This window comes from Providencia sp. PROV272, assembly GCF_049901975.1.
Taxonomy (GTDB): Bacteria; Pseudomonadota; Gammaproteobacteria; order Enterobacterales; family Enterobacteriaceae; genus Providencia; species Providencia stuartii.
Genome location: NZ_CP096292.1, coordinates 114,111 through 137,240, shown reverse-complemented (window position 1 = coordinate 137,240; position 23,130 = coordinate 114,111). Strand labels below are relative to the sequence as shown.

27 protein-coding genes and 2 pseudogenes are annotated in these 23,130 nt (G+C 51.5%); 7 read left to right on the top strand and 22 right to left on the bottom strand.

Annotation, left to right across the window (positions count from 1 at the left end):
- Positions 1 to 6: 6 nt before the first annotated feature.
- From M1E93_RS19740 to M1E93_RS19705, 8 genes are all read right to left on the bottom strand, one after another.
- Complete coding sequence (locus tag M1E93_RS19740) at positions 7 to 966, bottom strand: S49 family peptidase (protein ID WP_000829616.1); 960 nt, start codon at positions 964 to 966, stop codon at positions 7 to 9.
- Positions 966 to 1,820, bottom strand: a complete 855-nt coding sequence (locus M1E93_RS19735) for a hypothetical protein (RefSeq protein WP_000539392.1) — start codon at positions 1,818 to 1,820, stop codon at positions 966 to 968. Before M1E93_RS19735 ends, M1E93_RS19740 begins: the two co-directional genes overlap by 1 nt.
- 4 nt (positions 1,821 to 1,824) lie before the next feature.
- On the bottom strand, positions 1,825 to 2,118 hold the full coding sequence (locus tag M1E93_RS19730) for a hypothetical protein (RefSeq protein ID WP_001370730.1): 294 nt from the start codon (positions 2,116 to 2,118) through the stop codon (positions 1,825 to 1,827).
- 10 nt (positions 2,119 to 2,128) lie between these two features.
- Positions 2,129 to 2,602, bottom strand: coding sequence for a hypothetical protein (locus tag M1E93_RS19725; protein WP_000057877.1), 474 nt, complete (start codon positions 2,600 to 2,602; stop codon positions 2,129 to 2,131).
- Between the two features lie 96 nt (positions 2,603 to 2,698).
- Complete coding sequence (locus M1E93_RS19720; RefSeq protein ID WP_000805800.1) at positions 2,699 to 3,220, bottom strand: hypothetical protein; 522 nt, start codon at positions 3,218 to 3,220, stop codon at positions 2,699 to 2,701.
- A 2-nt stretch (positions 3,221 to 3,222) separates the two neighbouring features.
- Positions 3,223 to 3,744, bottom strand: a complete 522-nt coding sequence (locus M1E93_RS19715; protein ID WP_000393785.1) for a hypothetical protein — start codon at positions 3,742 to 3,744, stop codon at positions 3,223 to 3,225.
- A gap of 4 nt (positions 3,745 to 3,748) precedes the next feature.
- Positions 3,749 to 4,357, bottom strand: a complete 609-nt coding sequence (locus M1E93_RS19710) for a hypothetical protein (protein WP_000849071.1) — start codon at positions 4,355 to 4,357, stop codon at positions 3,749 to 3,751.
- A complete protein-coding gene (locus M1E93_RS19705) occupies positions 4,354 to 4,482 on the bottom strand; it encodes a hypothetical protein (RefSeq protein ID WP_002210560.1) in 129 nt (42 codons plus the stop codon). Before M1E93_RS19705 ends, M1E93_RS19710 begins: the two co-directional genes overlap by 4 nt.
- Before the next feature lie 143 nt (positions 4,483 to 4,625).
- Here M1E93_RS19705 and M1E93_RS19700 point away from each other — a divergent pair, with 143 nt between their 5' ends.
- Complete coding sequence (locus M1E93_RS19700; protein WP_000946102.1) at positions 4,626 to 5,741, top strand: phosphoadenosine phosphosulfate reductase family protein; 1,116 nt, start codon at positions 4,626 to 4,628, stop codon at positions 5,739 to 5,741.
- Between the two features lie 577 nt (positions 5,742 to 6,318).
- On the opposite strand, the gene M1E93_RS19695 is transcribed toward M1E93_RS19700, so the two are convergent.
- Positions 6,319 to 6,861, bottom strand: coding sequence for an AAA family ATPase (locus M1E93_RS19695; RefSeq protein WP_000587837.1), 543 nt, complete (start codon positions 6,859 to 6,861; stop codon positions 6,319 to 6,321).
- Between the two features lie 12 nt (positions 6,862 to 6,873).
- Positions 6,874 to 7,734: an aminoglycoside N-acetyltransferase AAC(3)-IId gene (gene aac(3)-IId / locus M1E93_RS19690; RefSeq protein WP_426207298.1), complete on the bottom strand. Its 861-nt coding sequence runs from the start codon at positions 7,732 to 7,734 to the stop codon at positions 6,874 to 6,876.
- 163 nt (positions 7,735 to 7,897) lie between these two features.
- On the opposite strand from aac(3)-IId, the gene M1E93_RS19685 reads away from it, so the two are divergent.
- Positions 7,898 to 9,166 carry an IS4-like element ISAeme4 family transposase gene (locus M1E93_RS19685; protein WP_041206016.1) on the top strand — a complete coding sequence of 423 codons (1,269 nt, stop codon included), beginning with the start codon at positions 7,898 to 7,900 and terminating at the stop codon, positions 9,164 to 9,166.
- 66 nt (positions 9,167 to 9,232) lie between these two features.
- On the opposite strand, the pseudogene M1E93_RS19680 reads toward M1E93_RS19685, so the two are convergent.
- The 4 genes and pseudogenes from M1E93_RS19680 to M1E93_RS19665 form a co-directional block, all read right to left on the bottom strand.
- Positions 9,233 to 11,170, bottom strand: a pseudogene (locus M1E93_RS19680) (Tn3-like element ISKox2 family transposase); the annotation flags it as partial.
- 628 nt (positions 11,171 to 11,798) lie between these two features.
- Positions 11,799 to 13,170 (bottom strand): annotated as a pseudogene (locus M1E93_RS19675) (IS1182-like element ISCfr1 family transposase).
- Positions 13,171 to 13,284: 114 nt separating this feature from the next.
- On the bottom strand, positions 13,285 to 14,421 hold the full coding sequence (locus tag M1E93_RS19670) for a DUF3883 domain-containing protein (RefSeq protein ID WP_000080860.1): 1,137 nt from the start codon (positions 14,419 to 14,421) through the stop codon (positions 13,285 to 13,287).
- Positions 14,422 to 14,471: 50 nt separating this feature from the next.
- Positions 14,472 to 14,699: a hypothetical protein gene (locus M1E93_RS19665; protein WP_000248278.1), complete on the bottom strand. Its 228-nt coding sequence runs from the start codon at positions 14,697 to 14,699 to the stop codon at positions 14,472 to 14,474.
- A gap of 23 nt (positions 14,700 to 14,722) precedes the next feature.
- On the opposite strand from M1E93_RS19665, the gene M1E93_RS19660 reads away from it, so the two are divergent.
- Positions 14,723 to 14,911 (top strand): hypothetical protein, encoded by a 189-nt coding sequence (locus M1E93_RS19660; protein ID WP_149350430.1) that lies wholly within the window; start codon positions 14,723 to 14,725, stop codon positions 14,909 to 14,911.
- Positions 14,912 to 14,915: 4 nt separating this feature from the next.
- Positions 14,916 to 15,272 carry a hypothetical protein gene (locus tag M1E93_RS19655; protein WP_000362652.1) on the top strand — a complete coding sequence of 119 codons (357 nt, stop codon included), beginning with the start codon at positions 14,916 to 14,918 and terminating at the stop codon, positions 15,270 to 15,272.
- A gap of 86 nt (positions 15,273 to 15,358) precedes the next feature.
- Here M1E93_RS19655 and M1E93_RS19650 read toward each other — a convergent pair whose 3' ends face one another.
- From M1E93_RS19650 to mobI, 4 genes are all read right to left on the bottom strand, one after another.
- Positions 15,359 to 15,523 carry a hypothetical protein gene (locus tag M1E93_RS19650; protein ID WP_014342194.1) on the bottom strand — a complete coding sequence of 55 codons (165 nt, stop codon included), beginning with the start codon at positions 15,521 to 15,523 and terminating at the stop codon, positions 15,359 to 15,361.
- 785 nt (positions 15,524 to 16,308) lie between these two features.
- Positions 16,309 to 17,409, bottom strand: coding sequence for a RepB family plasmid replication initiator protein (locus M1E93_RS19645; protein ID WP_000350011.1), 1,101 nt, complete (start codon positions 17,407 to 17,409; stop codon positions 16,309 to 16,311).
- A complete protein-coding gene (locus tag M1E93_RS19640; RefSeq protein ID WP_000127321.1) occupies positions 17,394 to 17,681 on the bottom strand; it encodes a hypothetical protein in 288 nt (95 codons plus the stop codon). The genes M1E93_RS19645 and M1E93_RS19640 overlap by 16 nt, the downstream gene beginning before the upstream one ends.
- A gap of 4 nt (positions 17,682 to 17,685) precedes the next feature.
- Positions 17,686 to 18,225: a conjugative transfer protein MobI(A/C) gene (gene mobI, locus M1E93_RS19635; protein WP_001447712.1), complete on the bottom strand. Its 540-nt coding sequence runs from the start codon at positions 18,223 to 18,225 to the stop codon at positions 17,686 to 17,688.
- Between the two features lie 498 nt (positions 18,226 to 18,723).
- On the opposite strand from mobI, the gene M1E93_RS19630 reads away from it, so the two are divergent.
- Genes M1E93_RS19630 through M1E93_RS19620 form a run of 3 tightly spaced genes read left to right on the top strand, consistent with a single transcriptional unit; the run spans position 18,724 to position 20,438 of the window.
- On the top strand, positions 18,724 to 19,707 hold the full coding sequence (locus M1E93_RS19630) for a ParM/StbA family protein (RefSeq protein ID WP_000077458.1): 984 nt from the start codon (positions 18,724 to 18,726) through the stop codon (positions 19,705 to 19,707).
- Positions 19,708 to 19,723: 16 nt separating this feature from the next.
- A complete protein-coding gene (locus M1E93_RS19625) occupies positions 19,724 to 20,017 on the top strand; it encodes a hypothetical protein (RefSeq protein ID WP_000919078.1) in 294 nt (97 codons plus the stop codon).
- Position 20,018: 1 nt separating this feature from the next.
- Positions 20,019 to 20,438, top strand: a complete 420-nt coding sequence (locus M1E93_RS19620; protein ID WP_000651490.1) for an H-NS family nucleoid-associated regulatory protein — start codon at positions 20,019 to 20,021, stop codon at positions 20,436 to 20,438.
- A gap of 59 nt (positions 20,439 to 20,497) precedes the next feature.
- Here M1E93_RS19620 and M1E93_RS19615 read toward each other — a convergent pair whose 3' ends face one another.
- The 4 genes from M1E93_RS19615 to M1E93_RS19600 are packed head-to-tail and all read right to left on the bottom strand — an operon-like array spanning position 20,498 to position 22,470.
- Positions 20,498 to 21,049 (bottom strand): FlhC family transcriptional regulator, encoded by a 552-nt coding sequence (locus M1E93_RS19615; RefSeq protein WP_001020646.1) that lies wholly within the window; start codon positions 21,047 to 21,049, stop codon positions 20,498 to 20,500.
- A complete protein-coding gene (locus M1E93_RS19610; protein WP_000891157.1) occupies positions 21,046 to 21,654 on the bottom strand; it encodes a hypothetical protein in 609 nt (202 codons plus the stop codon). Before M1E93_RS19610 ends, M1E93_RS19615 begins: the two co-directional genes overlap by 4 nt.
- A gap of 10 nt (positions 21,655 to 21,664) precedes the next feature.
- Positions 21,665 to 22,198, bottom strand: a complete 534-nt coding sequence (locus M1E93_RS19605) for a transglycosylase SLT domain-containing protein (RefSeq protein WP_000790610.1) — start codon at positions 22,196 to 22,198, stop codon at positions 21,665 to 21,667.
- Entirely contained in the window at positions 22,198 to 22,470 is a 273-nt protein-coding gene (locus M1E93_RS19600) for a helix-turn-helix domain-containing protein (RefSeq protein WP_000356489.1), read from the bottom strand. The genes M1E93_RS19605 and M1E93_RS19600 overlap by 1 nt, the downstream gene beginning before the upstream one ends.
- Positions 22,471 to 23,130 lie beyond the last annotated feature (660 nt).

The window sequence follows — 23,130 nt, the reverse complement described above, 5'->3', positions numbered from 1 at the left end:
CTCCTATCAGTAAACTTTCACAGCGCTGAGTTCTTGCACGAAGGAACTGGCTTCGAGCTTCGCTCGTTGGGTCAGTCGCCGGATGATGTCTTCGGTTGGTGTGTAGTCCACCAAGTTGCTCTGGTGGATGACGTCTCGCGCCACGGAGTTCAAACTACCCAGGCCATCAATCAGCCCAATGTCTTTGGCCTGCTCCCCGTTCCAGAGCAATCCAGAAAACACCTCTGGGTCGTCTTTCAGTCGATCACCCCGCCCAGCCTTCACTCGTTCGATGAACTGCTGGTGGGTTTTCGATAGAACGCCCTCCCAGAATTTCTTCATGTCAGAGGTAAGAGGGGAGAATGGGTCGAGAAGCGCTTTGTGCTCTCCGGAAGTGATAGCCCGGCGCTCGATGCCGAGCTTGTCCATCAAGCCGGTGAATCCAAACCCCGAGCTGATGACGCCGATAGAACCGACAAGGCTGGCGCGGTCAGCATAGATTTCATCCGCAGCAGAGGCGATGTAGTAACCGCCAGAGGCACCGATGTCATCAATGATGGCGTAGACCTTTTTCTCCGGATGAAGGGCTCGCTGCGCCTTCACTTCGTCATAAATCCGTCCTGCTTGAACCGGGCTACCGCCAGGGCTGTTTATGCGAAGCACGATAGCTTGTGAGTTCGGGTTGTCGAATGCAGCTTGGATGGACGGGATAAGGTGATCAGCATCGGCCAGAGTGCCAGCAGCAATTTCACCACGGATGTTGATATACGCGGTGTGAGGGGCTCCTGCCTTGGCGCTTTGCCACGGCATCCCACCCGGATTAGATGCCAAAATGATGAAGCCGATCATGAGAAGCACGAAACCAGATGCGCGAAGCACACGCAACATGGTCCGCCAGCGCCGGTCTTTCACCTGCTCTTTATGCAGGGTGAACATGTACTTCTCAATGAGTTCTTTCTCCCAGGGGATCTCTTTGTTTTCTGCCATTAGTTTTTCCTTTTGCATGTTTCGATTATCAGTCCCCAGAACTCTTCATCAGCGCTATCAGCCCGGTCTTTGACTTTCTGGTAAACAAGGTTGGTGTTGAGCTGATGCTCACGACAGAACTGAGCAATGTTGCTGTAGGTCCTGTCCAGATAGGTGAAGGGTTTCCCTTTACCTTTTTTCTTGGCGAGGATGAGCTTCCACTCATCATTGGAGAGTTTGTCTGCGGCCTTCCCGGTGTCCGCAATGCGCCTACGCACCGTTACCGGATCAAGTCCATGTGCTCTGGCTATGCTGGCAACGCAGTTGAACTTCCGACCGTCAATCATGACAGTAGGCAAATCACCAGCGGCAGCCTCCTTGAATCGGAAACCTCTGTAACCTGGTTTGAAGATCCCAGGAGCAAGTTGCTCACGGAACTCGATTGCTTGTTCTGACCTGACAAACTTGCTGTCGATTTTGCCGAGCATGTACTTAGCCCGAGCGATTACCTGGTAAAGCGTCTTCTCCAGGAGCATGGCGTCAGCAGCTCGACTCGGAAGACCTATGTCGTCTTCTTGCTCGATACCCAACATTTCTGCATGGCTGGAGCCTTCTGCATGTCGGAAACAGCCGTCGTACTCAAAAAGAAAGGAGGCCAAACCTCCTCTCAGCTTTGCTTTGAACCGGGTGTTGGCCGCGTTCTCTGGCGCTGGTGCCAGCTCGGACACTTCAAGCCCTAAATTTGCGGCCAACTTCCGCAGGTCTTCCTCTCCAATTCGGCATCCAGGCTGCATAACCTGCGCCAGAGCAGATTCATCAGCACATCCGCGTTCTTTCAGCTCAGCCAAGAGGTAGGGAACTCGTACTACCCCCATAAGCTCAAGCTCCCTGAATCGCGTGGACCACCAGCTCACAGAGTTTCCCGTACACAGGAGCAAGGCAGAGTGAAGCCATCACCATGCCAAAGGCTTTCGATGGAGCCTCTTTGGCGAACTTGGTCAACCACGGCATCATGCCGCACAGAGCAGCAACCATAGCGCCAGCCACCCCCAGGGAAGGGAATGCCATCACTTGGGCCAGAATGAAGAAACACTGGGCGTATGCCGCATGGGTCATCGCCTTCTTATCTGCTGCCGTGAACTCCACGGCATCTACGCTTTTGACTTTTTCCATCACATTGTCCTCATGCAACATCAGGTTTTCCGAAAAATTTCTCATACACTTCGAGGTCGAAGGCCAGCATGGTCTTTGCCGCCTTTTCACTAAGCTGGTGGAGGCTAAGCATCTGAACCTTGTCAGTGCCGGTCACTTGCAGATCCACCGCGAACCACGTCCCACCTTTGGTCACGGCCAGAACTTGCACCGCCCAGGGCTTATCCAGTCGTTCGGGCGGAGTGATCATGTTCGACACTTTGGCGACCGTCGCGGTTGAACCTACCCAGTGCTTGTCGAACGCAATGACGTTCAACGCTTCAAACGCATCCTTCGCAGCTTTAAACCGGCTCCGGACAGCATCTTGTTGCTTCCAAGCCATGAACTGGAGAAGGGTCATTCCACCAGCCATAAGGGTGAGAAAACTCAAGCCATTGGCGGCAGCTACGACCGTCGCTACCAAGGACCCCAACATGACGAAGCGGTTATGTTTAAGCTGGGCCACTATTCACCTCCTATACCAACCAGCGTACAGGACTTTTCAAAAATGCAACCCCGCCTAGCTGCCCAATTCGGGCAACCCTGATTCAATCCAGAACTTTCACATGTGAAACTTTCCGCCACAGGAACAGGAGGTTTTTACCTGACCAGAACGGATGGATTGATAGCGGTGCCACAGCTTGACCACTTCTTTTTCGCTGAGAAGGTTTGTCTTGATGTAACGGACTCTATCCCCGTCCGCTGTCTCAACAACGGTTCGGACATAGCCGTACTTGGCAACGGGTGCCTTGTACTTGTGTGACAGAATTACCCGGTAAACCGAGAGCTGGATAATGTCCGACTCATAGATGTGGTTTACCTGGCGCAGCTTGGTGTCCAAGGGAATGAGAACCCCATTCTTGGTTTGGTACACCTGATCAACCCTGCCGTGCATGGGCACCGGCTGTGTGGTTGATATGTCCTGTTCGGACAAAAACAGAGTGGCCGAGCGCAGCTCATAAGGCATGTTCTCTGATTTCCACCACGCCCAGGTGTCTCCAATGCCGCGTTTGCGCCATTGGTCCACTTTCGCAATGACGAAAGGGGCGATGATCAGGACGAATATCCAGAGAACTGGCTTCATGACTACCTCCGGCCCCTAAACCACTCTGGATGATTGGATACATCCATGCTCTTAACCTGTGATGAGAAGACCAGTAGCTCTTGGGTCGTCAGGACGGTCTCAGGAGCCCGAGCGATGAAAGGTCTCAGCAATTCAGAACCCGCATAGATATTGATGACCATATGCAATCGCTCTGTTGCTCCAGAAACTCTCCGCCAGCTCCGGTAGGTTTCTGTTGATTTGGCATAGCCAACCAAGGCAGGAGCCAGCGTGTCGGACTCCTTCGTATTCAACTTCCCTTTTGCTGCCTTCGATACGAACTCAGCGATCACCGAAGCCAGCATGTCGGAGGTAAGGTGAAGCGGCAGCTTTATCGTGTCGAAGTCAGCCTGCTTGATGGTGAACAGGCGGATGTGATCGTTGCGGTAGTCACGCACATAGATGACATGACTCTCAAATGGGTTGGAGTGGTTAAAGGCATCCATACCCCAGCCTGCGGCCTCAAGATGTGCGTTTGATACTGACTTGTCGTAATCAAATTCCACGCTATTACTCTCCGTCTTGTCGTTCAGGAACTTTCACATGTGAAAGTTTTCCGTCGGTCATGATGTCCAGGACGGCTTTGCCCAGTCTCATCCCTTTATGGTTTTGAACCGGGTCTCCCTTGTAGAAAAGTCCTGGCTCGTTATCGGGATGGAATACCCCGTGAGGAATGTTGTCGTGATCGCCCAGCCACATGCGTAGCCTCAGATCCACCAGCCACCCATCATCCAGGACAACCCAGAAATGCGGTGTCACGATGTCCTTGGTCTGTTCGTTTCGCACAAAGCCATACATGCAGTCATGAGGTACACCCGCTTCATTGAGTAGGTGGCTTACTGCCCATGTCATACCGTCACATTCCATCTGGCAGTCATCCAAGGTCATAAGGACGGCTTCCAGTTCCCGGTGCCACTCCGTCATTTGCTTGGCCGCAGGTTTTACCACCAGCTCGTTTTTGTTTTCTGCCAAGATGATGTCTTCCTCGTCAATATTGCATTCGTCTATCGCTTCCGAACGGATGGATACCGCTTCATCCCAGTCATCGCTCGATCCGAAAATGCTCCAACCCTCAAGACCGTAATTCACCCATACGATGAACCGCTTTATCGTTTTCATGTGCGGCCCCCTTTAACCGTGCAACGTTCCCACATACTCACCCCTTCAAACCGTAACCCCACCAAAAAGCCACTTCTTGATGATTTCCAATCAGCAGCGGCAGGTTGCCCCTGAACTAACCTCACCGAAAAACCACCTTTAGATTGCTTTCTGGTGCTTATCAAGTTCTCCTGAGTGATTAGTCGTTCTGAAAACTTTACTTTTCACAGTATCATTTTATAATACTGTAAATCATAAAAACAACCCAGTAAAGAAAAAAGAGCGACTTATGTTGAGACGAGAAAACCAAGGAGATTTGTTCGATGACCAGGTGGTGTTGCCATCACTGGAGTCGGTTCTTACCGGCATATCTTCCAGTCAGCGTTGTGACGATAGAACAACGTACTTCTCCGCTCCGGATGTGGACCTGAGTTTGTACGATCACATCATTGTTTGCCTGTCTGGAGGCAAAGACTCGATTGCTGCGTACTTGCGGCTGGTGGACATGGGTGTTGATAAGTCAAAGGTGGAGTTCTGGCACCATGATGTTGATGGTCAGGAAGGCAGTTCGTTGATGGATTGGGCCTTCATGCGTGATTACTGTCGTCAGCTCGGGGAAGAACTGGGTATCCCAATGTACTTCTCGTGGCTTGAGGGCGGCTTTGAGGGCGAAATGCTCAAAGACAATGCCTATAGCCACCCCCATCGTGTAGAGACGCCTGAGGGGCTTCTGGTGCTGCCTAGAGACCATAAGCGCTCTAAGCCTGGTACGCGCCTTCGTTTCCCTCAGCAATCGCCATCACTCCAAACAAGGTGGTGCTCATCAGCCTTGAAGATCGATGTTGGCCGCAGAGCTCTTAATAACCAGGAGCGCTTCAAGGGGAAGAAGATCCTTTTCATCACTGGTGAGCGCCGGGAGGAAAGTGCAAACAGATCCAAGTACAACCAGCTTGAGGCTCATGCCTGTGACAGAAGATATGGGAAGACTGCACGGTTAGTTGATGCCTGGAGGCCCGTTCTTCATTGGACTGAGGAGGAGGTATGGGAAGTAATCGAGCGTCACCGCATCCTGGCCCCAGTCCCTTATCGCCTTGGCTGGAGCCGGTCGTCGTGTATGACCTGCATCTACAACTCACAGCGTATCTGGTCCACGATCCGTCACTACTGGCCTGAACGAGCTGGGAAAATTGCTCAGTATGAACAAACCTTTGGTGTGACGGTATCAAGAAAAAAAATCGACGTAATAGATTTAGGTTCTGCTGTTGCGCCGATACAGATTAGTGATGTTGAGGCATTGGAGCAGGTATCCAGAGAAGATTACACGCTCCCGATTTTTGTGCCGGAGGGGCAGAAGTGGGTTCTCCCTGGTGGCGCATTTGGCCGAGAGGCCTGTGGTTCTGATTGATTTGTGCAGAGGTGGCAATGTTGGATTTTGTTTTTTTTTCTACCATCCCACAAAAAAGTTCGTGGTGGAGAAAAGATAAGCTATGCAAGGCTTTAGGAGACGTGGTTTTTCAGGATGACGAAGAACGATTCGGCGCTAGGTGCAACATAGGTGCATCGCACGAGCGCTAGGAACGGCGAAAAAAGGCGGACGTGGCGAAATCGGTAGACGCAGCAGACTTTAAAATTGGAGTGCCCGCGGGGAAATCCGCGGAGTAGAACCGCTCAAAGTCGGGGAACGCTAACGGGCAATACCCTAAGCCAATCCCGAGCCAAGCCCCTTCGGGGGAAGGTGTAGAGACTGGACGGGCGGCGCCTAAAGCCTTCGGGCAATGGCGAAGGGACAGTCCAGACCACGAACGTCATCAGACGGCGGCGAAAGTCGAGGTGGTACGAAAATCTGCTTCTCTGTGAGAGTACGGGTTCGAGTCCCGTCGTCCGCACCACAAAGCCAAACATCCCTGCGATGATCGACCTCTGGGCGTTTGGTCGTGAGCCCGCCACCCTCGCGCTACGCTTTGCGCAGGCGTCGAAGGCGATCAGGTGCGCCCATCGATTCCGTCGAGCACCATCGCTGCGAGTTCATCGCTGGTGTGTGCACCACTATCGAGAACACGGGTTGTGCATGGAAGCCGTTCCCTTGCGGCCAAGCATCGGGCGACATTCGCTAATCGCCACTCTCGAATCTCCGCATTTCGATTCGGGTCAGGATGCATGGTCTGGTTCGCGATCCGGTGACGCAATAGGTCCTCGTTGAGCGTCAGAAAGATGTGCAGCAGCTGATCGTCGATCCGCCTTACCCCGTCGAGTATCTCAGTCAGATAGTCCGGGTGCACGAGCGTCATTGGGATGATGATGTCCTGCGAGTAATTCCTTCGAATCTCCCTGACCGCCGCGATCGTAAGTCCCCTCCACAAGGGGAGATCCTGATAGTCTCCGCTCGCTGGCATGGGGACCGTTTCTTTCACCACGAACCCGATTTCCTCGGGGTCAAAGATCAGCGATTTGGAACGCCGATCGCGCAGCCGCTTAGCGAGCGTCGTCTTTCCGGCGCCGAAAGGTCCGTTGATCCAGATTATCATTGTCGACGGCCTCTAACCTGAAGGCTCGCAAGAGCGCTCGACGGCCTCGTGCGGAGGCACGATCGGAGTGGTTCCGAAATGCTTCTCAAGATAGGTGACGCCGAACGTCACGATGTCCTGCGCGTCGAACAGGTAGCACTGAGCAAAGCCCACGACACCTTCTCGATGGCGACCGAGCTTCACGTAAGCATTTGCTATAGTTTCAACCGCATCCGGCTTTCCTTCGATAGCAAAGCAATCGAGAATGCCGTTTGAATCGTAATCCGATGCCGTTTTCCAGGCGACTTCACCGTCTCTTCCAAGCATCGGCATCTCATACGTCACCCACCGTTTGTTGGGGATATCGGCAACCGCCTCGGCGTAGTGCAATGCGGTAACGGAGTTTAGCGGCGCACCCAACAGCAGGGCCTTCCCGCCAAGGCGAACGAACCGCTCGACGGGCGATCCTTCCCCCAAGGCGTGACCGAGTTCGTGAGGCTCCGTCAGCGTTTCAGCCAGCGGACCAACCGCGACCATCGATGCATCGGGGTGCGCGCTGCGCCGCGCGCCGGGGGCTTGAACCAGAAATTGATTCAGCAGGTCGAACCCACGGTAAGTCCCGGCTGTTGCGGGATCGAACGGCAGCCAGGTACGGCGGGCTTCGTCATCCAGCCGAGCGCCATTCAGAGTCTCCTCGTAGGGTGATCGGTCCCACGACGCGTATCCCATCACAGTGCCAGTCGGCCCAACCGCGGAGCGTAACGCGGCAACGACCGTCTCCGCTCCTCCTTCGACCGGACCAATCGCTTTAAGTGAGGCATGCACCATCAAGAGGTCACCGGTTTGGACTCCGAGTTTTTGAAGCGCCTCCGTTATTGCCTTCCGCGTATGCATCGCGATATCTCCTCTAAGGGGTTCTAGGGATTTTCCCCTCTAAAGTAACATAAATCGCCACACATGTACAGGATCTTTAGCAGCAACCAATTGAAATAGATATAAAAATGGCTTCGATTGTGATCTGATTTTATCGCCAAACAAAACCGCCACGCACGAAGCCATGACCATTATCGATGCCAACCACTATCTTGAGCAACTTCTCTCTCCTGCCGAACTCGACCGCATTGCCCGTGACTGCCAATTTTGCTTGCGCAAACGAGCCATTACGCCTGCCATGCTGGTGACTGCACTCTTGCGGGCACTTGGCTGCGACCAGGTCGATGGTATCGCTGGATTGCACCATCATTTCAATGCCTTGCAACTGGTTGATGCCCATCAGGTTTCCTACAAGCCCTTTCACAACCAGTTGCGCAAAGCGTCGTTCGCCCTGTTCATGAAGGCGCTGGTTGAACGGGCTATCGCCTTGCGTATCGGCCAACAGATGAAGACTGCATCCCTTGGCGCATTCAAACAGGTGTTGTTGCAGGATGGTACTTCCTTTGCCGTCCACAAAAGCCTGGCCGAAGTGTTTCCGGGAAGGTTCAAGACCATTAGCCCGGCGGCAATCGAGTGTCATATGCTCATGTCTCTATTGGAGCAAAGTCCAGTTTGCATGCAGGTCTCTGCCGATACGGCGTCAGAGCGCCAGTTCCTGCCTGAGCCCGAGCGGCTCAATAACAGCCTGCTGTTGGCGGACGCGGGTTACATCGATATGGCCTACTTTGCGAAACTAAACGAGGCGGGCGGTTTCTATCTGGTCAGGGGTAGTAAGAGCCTGAACCCGAAGATTATCCGGGCATGGCGCGGTGACGAACGGGAAGTGCCGAAGCTGGCGGGCCTGTCACTCAAGGATGCTGGACGGCGGCACTGTCGGGCAGAGGTACTGGATATGGTGGTGAAATCGGGCAAGTTCGAGTATCGGCTGATCCGACGCTGGTTTGCCGAGGAGAAACGGTTCTGTATCTGGATGACCAATCTGCCACGAGAGGCATGGCCAGCAGAGCGGGTGATGAGCCTGTACCGCTGTCGTTGGCAGGTGGAGCTGCTGTTTAAGGAGTGGAAGTCGCACAACCGGCTCAAGGGCTTTGTGACAGGTCAGAAAGCCATTGCCGAGGGGCTGGTGTGGGCCAGCCTGTTGTCGCTGGTGATGAAAAGACGGGTAGCTCAGACGCTGATGGGGGACGGTTTATCCACACTGAAAGCGGCGAAAAATAGCGGAACCTGGTGGTTCCCGTTATTGGAAGCGGTGGCTCATCGGGTGTTGGTGGAAATAAGAGAGCGTCTGGAATGGGCTGCCGTTTACTTGGCGAAAAATGCCCGTCGAACCAAGCAGCGAAAATCGATACAGAACAGGACCTTAGAAGGAATTTCAAATGAAGTGTTTTCTTAAGGTCCTGTATATGAATCGCCACAACCCTCGCAGTTAATGGCTTGTGGAGCTGGGTTACCTTTCATTTTAGACTTCATTTTCAACAATAGGCCTAGTTATTTCCTGTAAATCAGGTAGTTTGCGGTTACTAGCGAACTGATAAGTGCCGCTCAGATTAATGTTCTGCCATGCAACGGGTGATACTTGTCGAGTTATTGCTGCTTTTTCCTCGTCACCAACTTCTTCAAAGTGCAGTAATAGATGACTTAGGATCATCGAGTTAAAGTAGATAATAGCATTTGCCGTCAAACGGGCACACTCGTTCCAGACGACTATTTCTGATTCGTTTTTTCCACGGAACTGGTCACGATTGACCGATGCAATAGCTCGCCTGAGGAAATGCCAGGCTTCGCCTCGGTTCAGTGCTCGTTGAACATATTGGCGCAGACTTGCATCATCAATATAATCAAGTAAATATTGGGCTTTGATGAGCCTATTATATTCCGTTAATGCTTGTAATATAGGGTGTCTAGATGGATAACCAGATAATTTGCGTACTAGCAATGCCTGTGTTGTGCGTTTTTCTTGAAGGGATAACACAATACGCTGAATATCCTGCCAGCCTTCTTCAATCACATTCATTTTTATCGGCTTTTTCAGCGCCAGATGCGTGTTTCCGTCGTCGCTTTCAGTTACGTTAAATAGGTCATTGATCACACTGGTGAACTGAGCATACCTAGGCGCAAAACTATAACCGCATAAATCCAATAAGGCATAATTAACATGATTAACACCATGGGTGTCGGTTGAGAGGACATCTGGCTTAAGATCACTAGTATTAGATTGTAGTAAGTCGTAAATATAATGGGACTCATGCTCATTAGATCCTATGATACGGGCATTTAACGCACTATGATTGGCAACTAACGTCATGGCCGTAATACCTTTGTTGGTGCCGAAGTATTTCGAGGAGTAGCGAGTTTTAAAAGTCTCAAGGTGAGTTTCAAATTTTTGCCCATCGGTACTGGCGTGCAGGACGTCTTCTTGGATGTGATAGTGGCGGAAAATAGGGAGTGCCGCTACTGCGTTATTGATGATATCACTAGCCTCTTGCAAGGTTTCAGGCCTAATATAATTAGCTTGTATAGTGCTTAGATGCTCATAACTGCGATCAGATATTTGTGCCATCCCATATACGCCGCGATGTGTCGCATTCGCAATTAGAATAGCCAATAAATCATCCTGATTGGCGCCTACTTGTTTTTGTATTGGCAGCACGTGTGCGAAGCATTGCATAAAGTTGGTTTCTTGTTCAACATAACGCAACACATCAGCAATACTGACGGGGATCATTTGTTTAAAGAAAGGGTTGTTGACAAGTGATTGGGAGCCTTTAACTGGCAGTCGCCATCGTGTGCCACTTCGGCTCTTCATGATCACATTGCGGTTATCACCATTATCAATGTGACGAGCAACATCTTCTAGGGATGTTGTTAAGCGTATTTGTTTTACTTGCAGTAGCTTCTGAATCGGCTGCTTTAGCTTTTCCAATGTTGATGATGCCAATAGATCAGGCTGTATTGACGATGCAATTAAGTCGTCTTCTAGCGCACGATATTTAGTGACGTTTGATAAGTAAATTCGACCATTAAGCCGAGAAGCCAGTTGACGGTAAAGCAACCATTCGTATCGCTGTGGATGAACAACATCCTTGTTAATTAACCATGGACGATGTTTTTGTTGGATAAGTGTACTATCCATTGTTTGCAATGTATTACCTGCTAATAGTTCTGTTTTTGTGGTTTTGAGCTGGGTCACTAATGCTTCTGAGCCTTTACCTGCTTGGCATTCAAGACATAGAAACACGGGCCTTAATAACTGCTCAATTAACCCGTTTTGATCATCATAATATTGCCATTGATATTCTTCTACCGTGCGTTTTTGCTTTTTTAAGTACAGGCATAGCGTTTCTATATCTTGGTTATTCATTACACTTAATGCTTGTTGCCTAACCGTTGCAAATGGTGTGGGAGGAAAATAAAGTGTCATCCTAACTACAGGACCCTGCAACGTAGCAATTCCTGCAAAAATCCATTTAAAACAATGACTTATTTCAATTCTGCCATCTGCAAGCGTTTTGTGGGGATGGAGGCCGGAATCATTAAAGTATCATCCTAATTTTCGCTCAACCTTGGAAAATGCTGAGAATCGTAAAAATAAAGTTTCATCCTTTCCGCTACTAGTTCAAGGCTTTCTTCCGGCCGCCGGCAACAACGCTGCTTGGCTGAGGCGATCCACTTGCGCTACCGCTCACTGATCAGATCGAACTTGAACTCGACGAGCAGCCAACCATCAGGCCGAGCGTGATCGCCAAAAAAAACGGATCATGCGAAATCCTTCGTTGAGTTTGGCGCGGGTTTTAGCAAATCAGCTGGCCCGCGATCCGGTTGAGAGTGATCCGAAGCGGTCCTTGACGACCGGCACAAATCGGCCGATTCTGTTGAAAAAGTAGCTTTAGCGGCAGCCTGCCGATCAGGTGTGCCTGCTGTCGAAGTGGCTGCAAGCCACTTCAAGTTGCCTTCCGGCGTTTCACTGAGCGTCCTTGCTCAGGTTTAAGGGTTAATTTGAGGGTTTCTGCTCGTAGCAGGCATACCTATCCCGTCAGCGGTGGCCCTTGAGGCAAAAGCTTGGCCATGCGGCGCAGGTTCTGCACCATCGCAGCCAAGGTGAATTCGTCAGTGGCACCCGTTAGGCCACGCAGTCGTAAACGGTCGAGTTTCATGATCCGTTTGAGGTGGGCGAAAAGCATCTCCACCTTCTTTCGTTCGCAGCGAGAGACGAGGTACTCCGGTGTCTTGGCGATGCGTCGAGCCACGTCGCGGGCAGCCTCATGGATGCTGCGGACGATCTTCCGATTCGGCGTGTTGGGGCAGCATTTCGCTTTCAACGGGCAGGTGGCGCAGTCGGTTTGGCTGGAGCGGTAAATGACGGTTTTGGCCTTAGTTACCCGCGACCTTTGCTGGGTGAAGGCGCGCCATTCACTGCGTAGCGGTTTGCCGGCTGGGCAGCGATATTCATTGGCGTCCTGACTCCAGTGAAAGTCGTTACTGGAGAGGCTGTCGTCCTTGCGCTCGGTCTTGTCCCACACTAGCACATGCGGTTCGATGTCCTTTTCTTCGACCATCCAGGCCAGCATCGGGGCGGTGCCATAAGCGGTATCGCCGATAAGGCGTTCCGGTGTGAGATCGAACTGCGCCTCGACACGCTCGACCATCGTCCTAGTCGAATCGACTTCGGCGGTACGGTGCGCCGGGGTAGCTTCCACGTCCATGATCACACCGTGCTCAGTGTCGATCAGGTAATTCGTGGAGTAGGCAAAAAAGGCCGGGCCACCTGGCGCTGCTGTCCAACGGGACTGAGGATCAGTGAGCGAAATTTTCTTGGGAAGAGCCTCAGCCAGCGCCTCTTCATCAAGGGCTTCGAGGTACTCGCGCACTGCGCGGCTGCTGAGCTTTGGATCGTTCCAATCGACCTCATCTCCCGCCACCCCACGTTGCCGGCTGGCATCCGCCTTAATGATGCTGGCGTCGACGGCGAAACCTTCACCCTTGACTAGGCCGGCTGCCATGCAGCGCCGCAGCACCTCATTGAATAACCAGCGGAATAGATCGCTGTCACGAAAACGCCCATGGCGATTCTTCGAGAAGGTCGAGTGATTGGGGACTTCGTCTTCCAGACCCAACCGGCAGAACCAGCGATAGGCCAGGTTCAGGTGCACCTCTTCGCACAATCGCCGCTCGGAACGAATGCCATAGCAAGTAGCCGACGACCAGCATGCGCACCATCAACTCCGGGTCAATCGAGGGACGCCCGATGGGGCTATAGAAATCTGCCAGGTAGGCACGTAGATCACTGAGATCCAAGCACTGGTCGATGCTGCGCAGGAGATGTTGGGCCGGGACGTGATCTTCCAGATTGAACGAGTAGAACAGGCGCTGCTGTCCTCCCGGTAACTGTCCCATCATGCTGTTCGCCCCCACGCTCGCTGACAAAGCAATTTTGCCAACGGCATGGGGAGGCCGCTACTTTTTCAACAGAATCGGCCGCACACAGCCATTCGGCTCAACAGAACCCTGCCTTTACCCCACCAAACTCCGGAAACTCGCCCGGTAGTCCGTCGGCTTGAGATGCACATGTTGGCTGAGGTCGCCGGGTAGCGTGAACAGGCGCGGACCGTCCCGAAACTGGAACACGCGATACAGATGGAATTGATCGCCCGCCTCCTTGGAGAATTCGAGTTCGTTGTGGCTGACCAAGAAAGACGAGCCTACCCCGCCATTGGTGGTTTTCACCTCGATGAAGCGCTCATGGGCGTCCTCTTCGAACGACAGGATGTCGAACCCCGCACCGTCTCCCTGGGTGTCGGACACCCAATCCAGCCGCTGAAAAAGCTCTGGGTGGCCGAGCTCGGTCAGGCGTTGCTGTTCGTAGCCAATCACCCACTGCTCCCCTGCCCGGCCCAGCTTGCGGTTGGCTTCATCGCGAGCGGCATAATCGAACTTTCGCGGTAGGCGTTGCCGTAGAGATGCCGGGGTACGCACAAGCACTTCACGGGCGGGTGGTTCTACCAAAGCCGCTCGGTAGGTTTTGTCACCCGGAAGTTTTACCTCCTCCAGGGCATCGACAAGAGCGCCGACCGTCTGCTGATGTTCCAGAACGTAGGCGTGTACGGATTTACGCAGCAGCAGTTGGCTGTTGCCGCGTGGCTTGTAGCCGTTGATATAGGGCAGGCCCAGGGCATCGAGTACGGCGCTAATGTTCTGGTGCTTGAGCTCGACTGAAGACTTGCTGCGACCGTTCAGCAGTTGGCGCAGTGCCTGGTTGTGCTCGGACTTGTTGTACGGCTCCCCAGCCGCCTCGGCACGCAGCATGTCGAAATAGTCTTCGACCGTGGCCAGGACCTCTTCTTCGGACCAGTCTTCGCCGATGCGAATGATGCGAAACCCGAGCCGCGTCAGCGCCGGAACGACGGTCGCCTCGCCACCGGAGAAGCTGTCAGCAGTGAGCGGGCCCTGCTCGGGAAATTGCTTGCCGAAGGCCACACCGGCGATGGCCTTGGAATCGCAATCGGTGCCGGTCTTCGGATCACGTACCAGGAAGTCGCGGGACTTGCCGTAGCCGTGGCGCGCCAGGAATTTCGTGCGGCCCAGTTGCACGAACTCATCGATGGCAGCCTGCACTGCGGCGGGGCTTCGAAGCTGGGAGAGTTGAGACACAGGGTCCTTCCTTACTGTCATGGTGTGCCGGGAACCGCCGAGCCACGAGATTATGAGTAGCCCCTGAACAGAAACGTCACGATAAAAGCCGTGAACGCCACCAGGCCCATTAAATCCCTTGCGTATTTGCAGCCCGTGCTGTCCAAACCTGTACCAGGTCCGATCAACACGCTCCAACCATTGAGGTACGAAAACACCGCCTGACCGAACAAAAAATGCGTGATAGCCGCCGCAGCCATGACGCCGGAATCGTCAGACAGGCTGTAGCTGTTGACCATTGCCCTGTACGCCTGCATCTGAAATGGCTATTGCCCTGATGGGAGCCGGCTTTTCAGCCACCGACACCAGCGATGCCGTCAATATTCTTTACCCGATAACCATGACCGTACAAGCTAACAAGGCCTGGCAAGCCAGCGGACTTAAAAAGTCTTTTTTTGGTGTTTTTGGGGTTGGGCATATCTACGGTGCTGGTGCGTCGGTCTTCCCGTAAGGGGATGGATCTTGAGCTGACATGGCTCCAGTCGTTGAAGGTCGTGCTGGTTCGTGGAGCTGTTGCATTGGGCCTGGGTTTTGGCATTGGCAGGCTTGTATTGATGGGGATGCAGTATGGTTTCCTGAGTGAGTCTGTCCTGAGGGAACATGCACTTGTCTCCGTAGCGGTGGTTCTGATCTGTGGGCTTGGTTCGTTCGTTGCGTTTCAGTGGATCATCGGGAGGATCTCTGGAAGATCGATCAGCGTCGTTTCTGTGATCAAAGCTGTGATGTACGAGTCTGGTTACTTTGTGCTGTCGATGCTTATCTTGTTGGTGATACTCGTCCTGTTCGGCCTTGCATACGAGACTTTTTTCTAAAAAAACAGTGTTGATTATTTTTTGTTCAGTGATCAAAAGGATAAATATAAAGATCTTTAGATCTTTGTATAAAGGATTAAAAACGGTTAAAGACAGGTTAGGCGTTCTAAATCACCACTCAACACATTGATATTACTGGTGTTTTCATATTTATTCCGTGCAACAAACCCATAGGTTGCCGTGCAGCGTTCCCATAGGTTGCCGTGCAACGTCCCCACATACCCTTGGATCTTATCCACTGTTATCCACACGGAACCCCTCTTTTTTCCACAAAATCCTTACAAAACAGAGCTTTCGTGCAGCGTTCCCACATATCAGATCTGGTGTTCGTGCAGTATTCCCACATGTCTAAGGTCATACGTGCAGTCGCCCCATATACAATTTTCTGAACGTGCAACGTACCCACATGTCAATTTTGGTCGTTTTTTGCACCGTGCAGCGTACCCACATATGATCGTGCAGCGTTCCCATATACCAAAACCCCGTTTATGCACAGGAAATGTGGATAACTTTTGGCCTCTTTTTGTGTGCGCGTGATCACTTTATGGACTATTAGAGTCATTTTGACTGCTTTTTTAGGTTTGTCCTGATCTGTCAATCTTTGTTCTGCTTCGTCAATCGTGCAGAGTTCCCATATATCGAGAGGTTCAGGACCTGCTTTCGTGCAACGTACCCACATATCAAATCTCATAACGTGCAGGTCCCCCACATCCTCACCCTTTAACTATCAATACCTTACGGGAACCACTCTACGGGAACCACTGGAGCAGCATGGCACTTATCCTTCGTCGTGGCTTACGCTTGCACGATACTGAGACTCAGCTTGCGACTACCGTGCAGCGATCCCATATATAGAGCCCCAGCCCACGCTGCATCTGGGGTCACGTTCGCTCTATCCGTGCAGCTCCCCCATATGCGGAGGCATTCCGTTTCCGGTCCTGCCTGGTGGGCGTACCTTGTGCGCTTTCTTCTGGCATAAAAAAAGGCGCTGACGCGCCTATCTTTCTTTTCCCTGGGGGGTGGGAGATTCTGGTGGCTATCTCCCCTTACGTTGGGGTTCATCAATGATGTCGTGGTCGATCATGCCGTGCTTGATGGCCCGTAGCTCTGTCTGCTGCTTACGCTTGTTGGACGCCATCACCTGCTTCACGAAGTTCTCATGAGGCCTTATGACGTACCGCACGTCGATGACTCTGCGGCCATCCTTGATCTGGTTCGCGTCGTAGTCGCTTATGACCTCTTGTTTGATGAGGGCCTCCAGAGCGAGCTTCATGGCTCTGACGTTCTCCGGCATCCGTGGGCTCAATTCACGAGGGCTCTGGGTCAGGAAGCTGATAAGCGATGGCGTGTACGGCGAATCTGGTGATGCTTGAGTCCAGTAGTGGCTCATTCGCTTGTAGATGTACCGTGCAAGAGGGGAGCGGATTTGCATTCCGATTTTGTAGTTGTACTGACGAAACGACAGATTCATGATCGATTCGTTTACCAGCGGGTTGAACTGCACATAGCACCTGGCGTTCCCGCCTTTCTTGCGAAACTCACCTCTGGTGGTCAGTCCCACCATCGGGAAGAAGCTGGAGCTGATGAAGGCTTCACCGTCATCACTGATACATTCGAGTGTTGCGCCACGACAAACCTGGATTGCTTCCTTGATTTCGTTCAGGTTGTACCCGTGACCCATCTTCGAGAGCTCTTTCTGGAGTTCGTACAGAGTGAACATGACTCCAGCCTTGCCCTCGATGATATGGCCTTTCCCGTTCACTGCGAGCTTGCGTAGAGCATCCTCAAGGATTTCCTCTCGCTGTCCCGCGTAGATCAGCACGGTTCTTCCGTCATCCTTCTCGATGATGGCTGGCTTCACCTTCACCGTGAAATGCTGGCCTCTGATGGTGCATTGTCGTGTCACTACAGCGTTGGATAAATCTTCATGCTCACGCTTTTGGTCCCAAATGTACTTCGGCAGCGCATCGTAGATCTCGATGGTGTTGGAGTAGTCGTCTTTCTTGGCCGGAGATTCAATGATCTCAAACAGGCTCATTTGCGGTGAGTCTTTGATTACGTCGAGTTTCTCCAGGTCTTTGTCTTTGGTTCTCTTGCTCATGATTGTTCCGTCGATACTTTCTAGCTGGTGGTCCATGCCGCCAGCATTGTCAATGCTCCCGCTGCTACCGTCGCTGAAAACACTAGCTGGTAGATGCGACGCTTAGCCCCCGCAGTGCCGCTCATAAAACGCAGGGCTGCCGCTTCATATCGGAAATGAGCGAACTCACCCCGAAGGGTGCTATCTGTCCCCTGTGGCGATTGTGGGCGCTTTGACAGGGCAGGGCGAGGATGGCTGGCGACTTTCTTGATCATCGCTTCACATTTCCCCAGTTTCGCCAATTCAGTGGCCGCTACAGATGCTGTCATGTTGTCACACCTCGTCGCTATGTGTCTTGTTTAGCTGGCGCTCGTACTCGTTTAGCGCCCGGCGAATTTTTGCTAAGGCAGTGGCGCGTTGTCTTAACACGGCATACCTGGTTTCAACTTGCTGGATCAACTCTTGTGCCCAGACAGGCTCTTTCTTGAAGTGCGACATGCTGTAGGCATGACCGCGACCCTTCTTGATATGTGTCGATAGAACCCTTTTCTTTTGTCCGGGAACTTGTTCGACAAATCTGTTGCGATACCACTCTGCAACGAGTGATACGCCTAGAATGCGAACCCGTGTACCGACACGCCCTTGTTCGTCCTCTGACGCTTCTTCACGCGCTGATTTGTGCGCGTTCCAGTACATGTCCGCTTCCTGCTGCGCCTCGACAGCAAGAACCGCTAAGGCGTGATCCAGTTTGCTCCGTACCTCTGCAACAAACTCTCGTCCCTCTGCCTCTAGCAGATCCTCTGTTATCTCGGATCGTTCTTCTTCGAGCTTCGGATCTAGCAGATCTAGCCATCGCTCTGTTGGTAGACTCACCTCAATACCCTCCCAATTCCTATCCAATTCCTATCCACATAACTATCTATCTGGAATTTAAAGCTGATTATTCCAATACTGGAATCTAGTTCTGTCACTAGGCTAACCCATCTTTGGAATTTGTCAAATTTCCCTCTATCTATCTGGAATCTTGATGCTCTTATTCTTTCACAGCCTCTTTACATATGAATCTATATTTAAAGATTCCAGATATATTGGATATGGCATCAAAGATTCCAAATGCCTCTTTACCACCGTCTCTCGATGCTGGAGGGCAAGCGGTTCTCGATGCGAGGGTAAGGTCTGTTTATCTGAGCCTATCCGTGCAGCGTTCCCATAGGTTCCCTTACTCAACGATCAAAAAGCCACCGAAAAGCAACCTATATGCCCCTTTTGGGCAATTACACAGGCCATCTGTCCCCGCTTTTAGCCTTATTCTCTATCCAACACGCGGCAAGCAATCGAAAAGCAATCTAAAAGCAATCTTTGGAGGATTTCATGAGTCAATTTGTTCTGGGTTTGGATATTGGTTACTCCAACCTGAAAATGGCAATGGGGTATAAAGGTGAGGAAGCTCGCACAGTCGTCATGCCGGTGGGGGCAGGTCCATTGGAACTGATGCCACAACAGTTAACTGGCGGTGCAGGGACCTGCATTCAGGTTGTGATTGATGGAGAGAAATGGGTTGCAGGCGTCGAGCCTGACCGATTGCAAGGATGGGAGCGTGAGCTTCACGGCGACTATCCTTCGACCAATCCATACAAGGCTCTTTTCTACGCTGCACTCCTGATGTCCGAGCAGAAGGAGATCGATGTGCTGGTGACTGGCCTGCCTGTTAGTCAGTACATGGACGTAGAGCGCAGAGAGGCGTTGAAATCTCGGCTTGAGGGTGAACACCAGATCACGCCAAAACGATCGGTAGCGGTTAAGTCTGTCGTGGTTGTACCTCAACCTGCCGGTGCTTACATGGATGTTGTAAGTTCAACCAAAGATGAAGACCTCCTGGAGATTATCCAGGGAGGAAAAACCGTTGTAATTGACCCTGGGTTCTTTTCTGTAGACTGGGTAGCTCTTGAAGAGGGAGAGGTCCGCTATCACTCATCTGGCACCAGCCTCAAGGCGATGTCGGTGTTGCTACAGGAAACGGACCGGCTAATTCAGGAAGACCACGGCGGTGCCCCTGGCATCGAAAAGATCGAGAAAGCTATTCGTGCCGGTAAGGCCGAAATCTTCCTCTACGGTGAAAAGGTATCGATCAAAGACTACTTCAAGAAAGCCTCAACCAAAGTCGCTCAAAACGCCTTGATCCCTATGCGGAAGTCAATGCGTGAGGACGGGATGGATGCTGACGTAGTTCTGCTGGCTGGCGGCGGTGCCGAGGCTTACCAAGATGCGGCCAAGGAGCTTTTCCCTAAGAGCAGGATCGTACTGCCCAACGAATCCGTGGCATCCAATGCCAGGGGCTTCTGGTTCTGCGGCTGATAGATAGGAGGTCGTTGTGGCTGGTAGCAAATGGGATGGAAAAATATCTAATCTGAACATATCGGAGCAAGCCTTTCCGGAGCTCTATCGTGAACTGTCCCAGATGCAGCATAAGGCGCGTAGTGATCGGCTCCGCGCCCTTGCTCTATTGGGTCTTTATTCTCTTCGATTTTCTGGCAACATTGGGTCTTTTGAGCAACAGAGTTCAGAGAGTCAACCTGCACAGCATCAAAATTCGCCAGTGCAGACTGACGCAAAACTGAACTCTCAACGTGATTCACTTAAAGGAAAACTGATGGGCTCCGTATGACATGAAAGACCACGAGGAGTTCTCTACGCTATCAGCGGCTGAACGTAGAGAGTTAATAATCGCAGAGTTAAAGCGTAAAAGCCGCATTCGCACCCTGTTGCGAGGACTCCCGTTAGATGAAGTTCGGGAGATCATTGACAGAATGAAGGGCGTTCTCAATGAACTGGAGGAAGAGTACAAAAAGCGAGAAGAAGAAGAAAAAGAAAAGCGAGCTCAGGCTGAGCGAATAATGAGCGACATGGAATCCTGCGGTGTGGACATCGGCTTGCTCAACGAAATGTTCACGAGCAGATCAGAACCTGATAATGCTAAATATTCAAAAGACGGAGTTTCGTGGAGTGGGCAAGGACGTCGCCCGGATGCTTTCAAGGGGTTGGGAGCTGTCGAGCTGGAGCGCTACCGTATCCCACAGAAGAAGTAAAAAAATGAGCGCCGCAAAGTTTGGGCGCTCATCTTCTGGTCCGAAATGTCATAGTCTACTCAAGCACACTCTTTCTCCCCACCACCATGCCTTCCTTGTTCTTTGCAGAACGGACATTCAACGCAGGTTCTTTGATTAACAGAGGTGAAGTACGTACACTTGCAGTTGTCGCACACCTCCAGCATTGCGTCCCCACTTCTCAGCTCCGAAGCAAGACACCAGGCATCAGTAATATCAAACGGAGCCCACCGAGCACCTTTCATTCCGGGCACTTCTTTGCGGATTGCGTGATACATTCTAAATGCCTTGTTCAAGGCTTTGATGTTCACAGACCGCAACACGGCTTCTCCACCAATGTTGAAGTAGAGCTGCATTAGAAGAGAGGCCTGTATCTTGGATGTGTGACTATGAATCAGTGTCGCACCACCCCGGAAAGTTCTGGATTTTCGTTCCAGAGTATATCCGTCCCTCTCCAGATCCTGGTAAAGCCGTCTGACCTGTTTGTAGGTCAGACCAGTCTCGATCATGATGATTTTTGTGATGTACCCAGCAAGGGCCATGTGTCGAGCTGTAACCCAGCGACCCAATGTACCAGAGTTGCCAATGTTCATCTCCACCTCCCACGTCCCTGTAGAGACTGTTGCAGTTTTTTCAATACCGGGTGTGTTAACTCTTCCCGGCTGTCATCGAGAATTTCTTCAATGATGCTCGGAGCAAAACGAAGCGTAAAATGCGTAACCGTTGTTCCAGACATGTGGCGCAACTGGCTGTCTGTTGCCTTAGCCACCAGCTCCGCAAGCTCTCTCGAAACCCCGAAAACTTCCTTTGCCATCTCCGGGTCTCTCGATGCGACGCGGTTAAATAGCAACCAGTAGGCAGCATCAAATTCATCAACACTATGGTTGATAAAAACTACAGGGTCGTAGTCGCCAGAGAGTCGCGTGATGATGTTCTGCTCTGCTGTTTCGAGTTTGAAAGAGATCAACACGCCAGAGGCCAGAGCTTCCAATTGGGAAGGTGTTGCCAGTGACAGCTTTTGAACGGTGTCCATGCCCAAAGAAAATTGTGAGGCCGCATCATCTGGACGTTCTTTTGCCAGAGTGGATAGCAGGTTCCACAATGTCAGATCGAACTCGTAGACGTTTCTATCAGCTTCTTCTTGATCGAGGTTGACGGCTCTTGCATCCCACGCACCAATAATATCCAGTTCCAACATTCCGCCCCCCTCACAAATCACGAAGGTTGCGATAGATAGCCAAGACTCGGCTACCATAGTTTCTGGCTCGGATTTCGTCTTCCCAGGCGTGATAGCGGCCAACGCCAAGCTCCAAGTCATTTGGAGATGACTGAATGGCTTCTGATAGCACCTCTGCCCCAACCATGACGTTGGTCTCTGGGTCGAGAAGATCTGCTGGAGAAGAAACTCTATGACCATTCCACCGGATGCTCACTTGCATAAACCCGACATCAATGGCACGACCGTACTGCTGCTGAAACTCAGCGAGCTTAGCCTTTGCCTGATCTTCCGACTTAGCATAGAAAGGAAGCCCAGGAACGCGAAGCGTCCAAGGCCAAGGACTTATAGAGCCATTACCTCTCCCTGATGCAGATTCGGCCAATGCGACCGAATACACTAGAAGAGGGTCGAGGTTATATGCTTTCGCTGCTTTGTCGAAGATGGTTCCGCTCAGGTCAATAGCATTCGCTGTTGATGAAAGGAGAGCCGCAGACAGAACTAGCGCCTTGGCTTTGTTCTTCATCAGCTTGCCTCCTTATGTCTGAGGGGTATTTCGTGTTCTTCGTCGTACCGCTCCGGCCAAATCTCAGACGGCTTCACACCCAAAGCTGTAGCTATCTCATGTTCCCAGCGTGGACTGGGCTTATAGAGTGCCGTAGACACCACCTGCCGAGATGTTTTGTGTTTTCTGCCCAATGCGGCCAGAGAAAGCCCCTGGATCTTGAGTTTGTACTTGATCCACTCACGTTTCTTCTCTGGGTCGCTTGGGATGTCTATCAATTGGCATTTATCCATTGTTTGCCACCCTTTAAACTGCGTTGTTAGCCATACAAAAAGTGCGTTATTCGATGAACGCTTTTAGAGTTCTTCTATTGTCACAAACTGACACATTTTGCGCCTTTACAAGCCCAAATAATGATGCTGTCAACAATAAAAAACCTTTAAAAACATACACTTAACTTTGTACCGACGGAACAAAGTTACAATACTTTTAGTAATCAATGGGATACGGATATTTTTGCGATAGTAATGGAAAGTGCGCCAAAAGAATGGCGGAAATAGCGCACGGGGAGTGCGGTATTTTGTGATATTAAATAGCGTTTAGGTATAAGTGATTTTAGGGATACAGCGAGGGCTGAAATTGCGAATACAGCAGGAGCTGAGGAGGGCAGGGAAGGCAAAGGCGCATCCCGACCACACAAGGATGATGGTGTTTACAGAAAGAGATATTTGAGAAAGAGAACTCTGCGGTGTTGCAGATGGGGACCAAAGCGTTAGCAATGGCCTATTCCATAGTGTATGCGATTTGTTTGACATGTTCAACTATGTAATGCTTTGTCAATAAACGCCTTGTTCCGTAAGGGCAAACTTTCACATGTGAAAGTTTGAGGGCAAATTCTAATCGAAGAAGTTGCCAATGGAATGGTTGTTTAGCAAAAAATAGTCAAACTTTCA

Coding starts and splice junctions, on each gene's coding strand:
- M1E93_RS19720 (WP_000805800.1), bottom strand. CDS start 3,220: ATGAAGCCAGTTCTCTGGATATTCGTCCTGATCATCGCCCCTTTCGTC.
- M1E93_RS19730 (WP_001370730.1), bottom strand. CDS start 2,118: ATGGAAAAAGTCAAAAGCGTAGATGCCGTGGAGTTCACGGCAGCAGAT.
- M1E93_RS19655 (WP_000362652.1), top strand. CDS start 14,916: ATGGATCTTGAGCTGACATGGCTCCAGTCGTTGAAGGTCGTGCTGGTT.
- M1E93_RS19710 (WP_000849071.1), bottom strand. CDS start 4,357: ATGAAAACGATAAAGCGGTTCATCGTATGGGTGAATTACGGTCTTGAG.
- M1E93_RS19735 (WP_000539392.1), bottom strand. CDS start 1,820: ATGGGGGTAGTACGAGTTCCCTACCTCTTGGCTGAGCTGAAAGAACGC.
- M1E93_RS19695 (WP_000587837.1), bottom strand. CDS start 6,861: ATGATAATCTGGATCAACGGACCTTTCGGCGCCGGAAAGACGACGCTC.
- M1E93_RS19700 (WP_000946102.1), top strand. CDS start 4,626: ATGTTGAGACGAGAAAACCAAGGAGATTTGTTCGATGACCAGGTGGTG.
- M1E93_RS19615 (WP_001020646.1), bottom strand. CDS start 21,049: ATGAACATTGGCAACTCTGGTACATTGGGTCGCTGGGTTACAGCTCGA.
- M1E93_RS19605 (WP_000790610.1), bottom strand. CDS start 22,198: ATGAAGAACAAAGCCAAGGCGCTAGTTCTGTCTGCGGCTCTCCTTTCA.
- M1E93_RS19600 (WP_000356489.1), bottom strand. CDS start 22,470: ATGGATAAATGCCAATTGATAGACATCCCAAGCGACCCAGAGAAGAAA.
- M1E93_RS19645 (WP_000350011.1), bottom strand. CDS start 17,409: ATGGACCACCAGCTAGAAAGTATCGACGGAACAATCATGAGCAAGAGA.
- M1E93_RS19685 (WP_041206016.1), top strand. CDS start 7,898: ATGACCATTATCGATGCCAACCACTATCTTGAGCAACTTCTCTCTCCT.
- M1E93_RS19640 (WP_000127321.1), bottom strand. CDS start 17,681: ATGACAGCATCTGTAGCGGCCACTGAATTGGCGAAACTGGGGAAATGT.
- M1E93_RS19630 (WP_000077458.1), top strand. CDS start 18,724: ATGAGTCAATTTGTTCTGGGTTTGGATATTGGTTACTCCAACCTGAAA.
- M1E93_RS19740 (WP_000829616.1), bottom strand. CDS start 966: ATGGCAGAAAACAAAGAGATCCCCTGGGAGAAAGAACTCATTGAGAAG.
- M1E93_RS19610 (WP_000891157.1), bottom strand. CDS start 21,654: ATGTTGGAACTGGATATTATTGGTGCGTGGGATGCAAGAGCCGTCAAC.
- M1E93_RS19665 (WP_000248278.1), bottom strand. CDS start 14,699: ATGGTCAACAGCTACAGCCTGTCTGACGATTCCGGCGTCATGGCTGCG.
- M1E93_RS19620 (WP_000651490.1), top strand. CDS start 20,019: ATGAAAGACCACGAGGAGTTCTCTACGCTATCAGCGGCTGAACGTAGA.
- M1E93_RS19660 (WP_149350430.1), top strand. CDS start 14,723: ATGGCTATTGCCCTGATGGGAGCCGGCTTTTCAGCCACCGACACCAGC.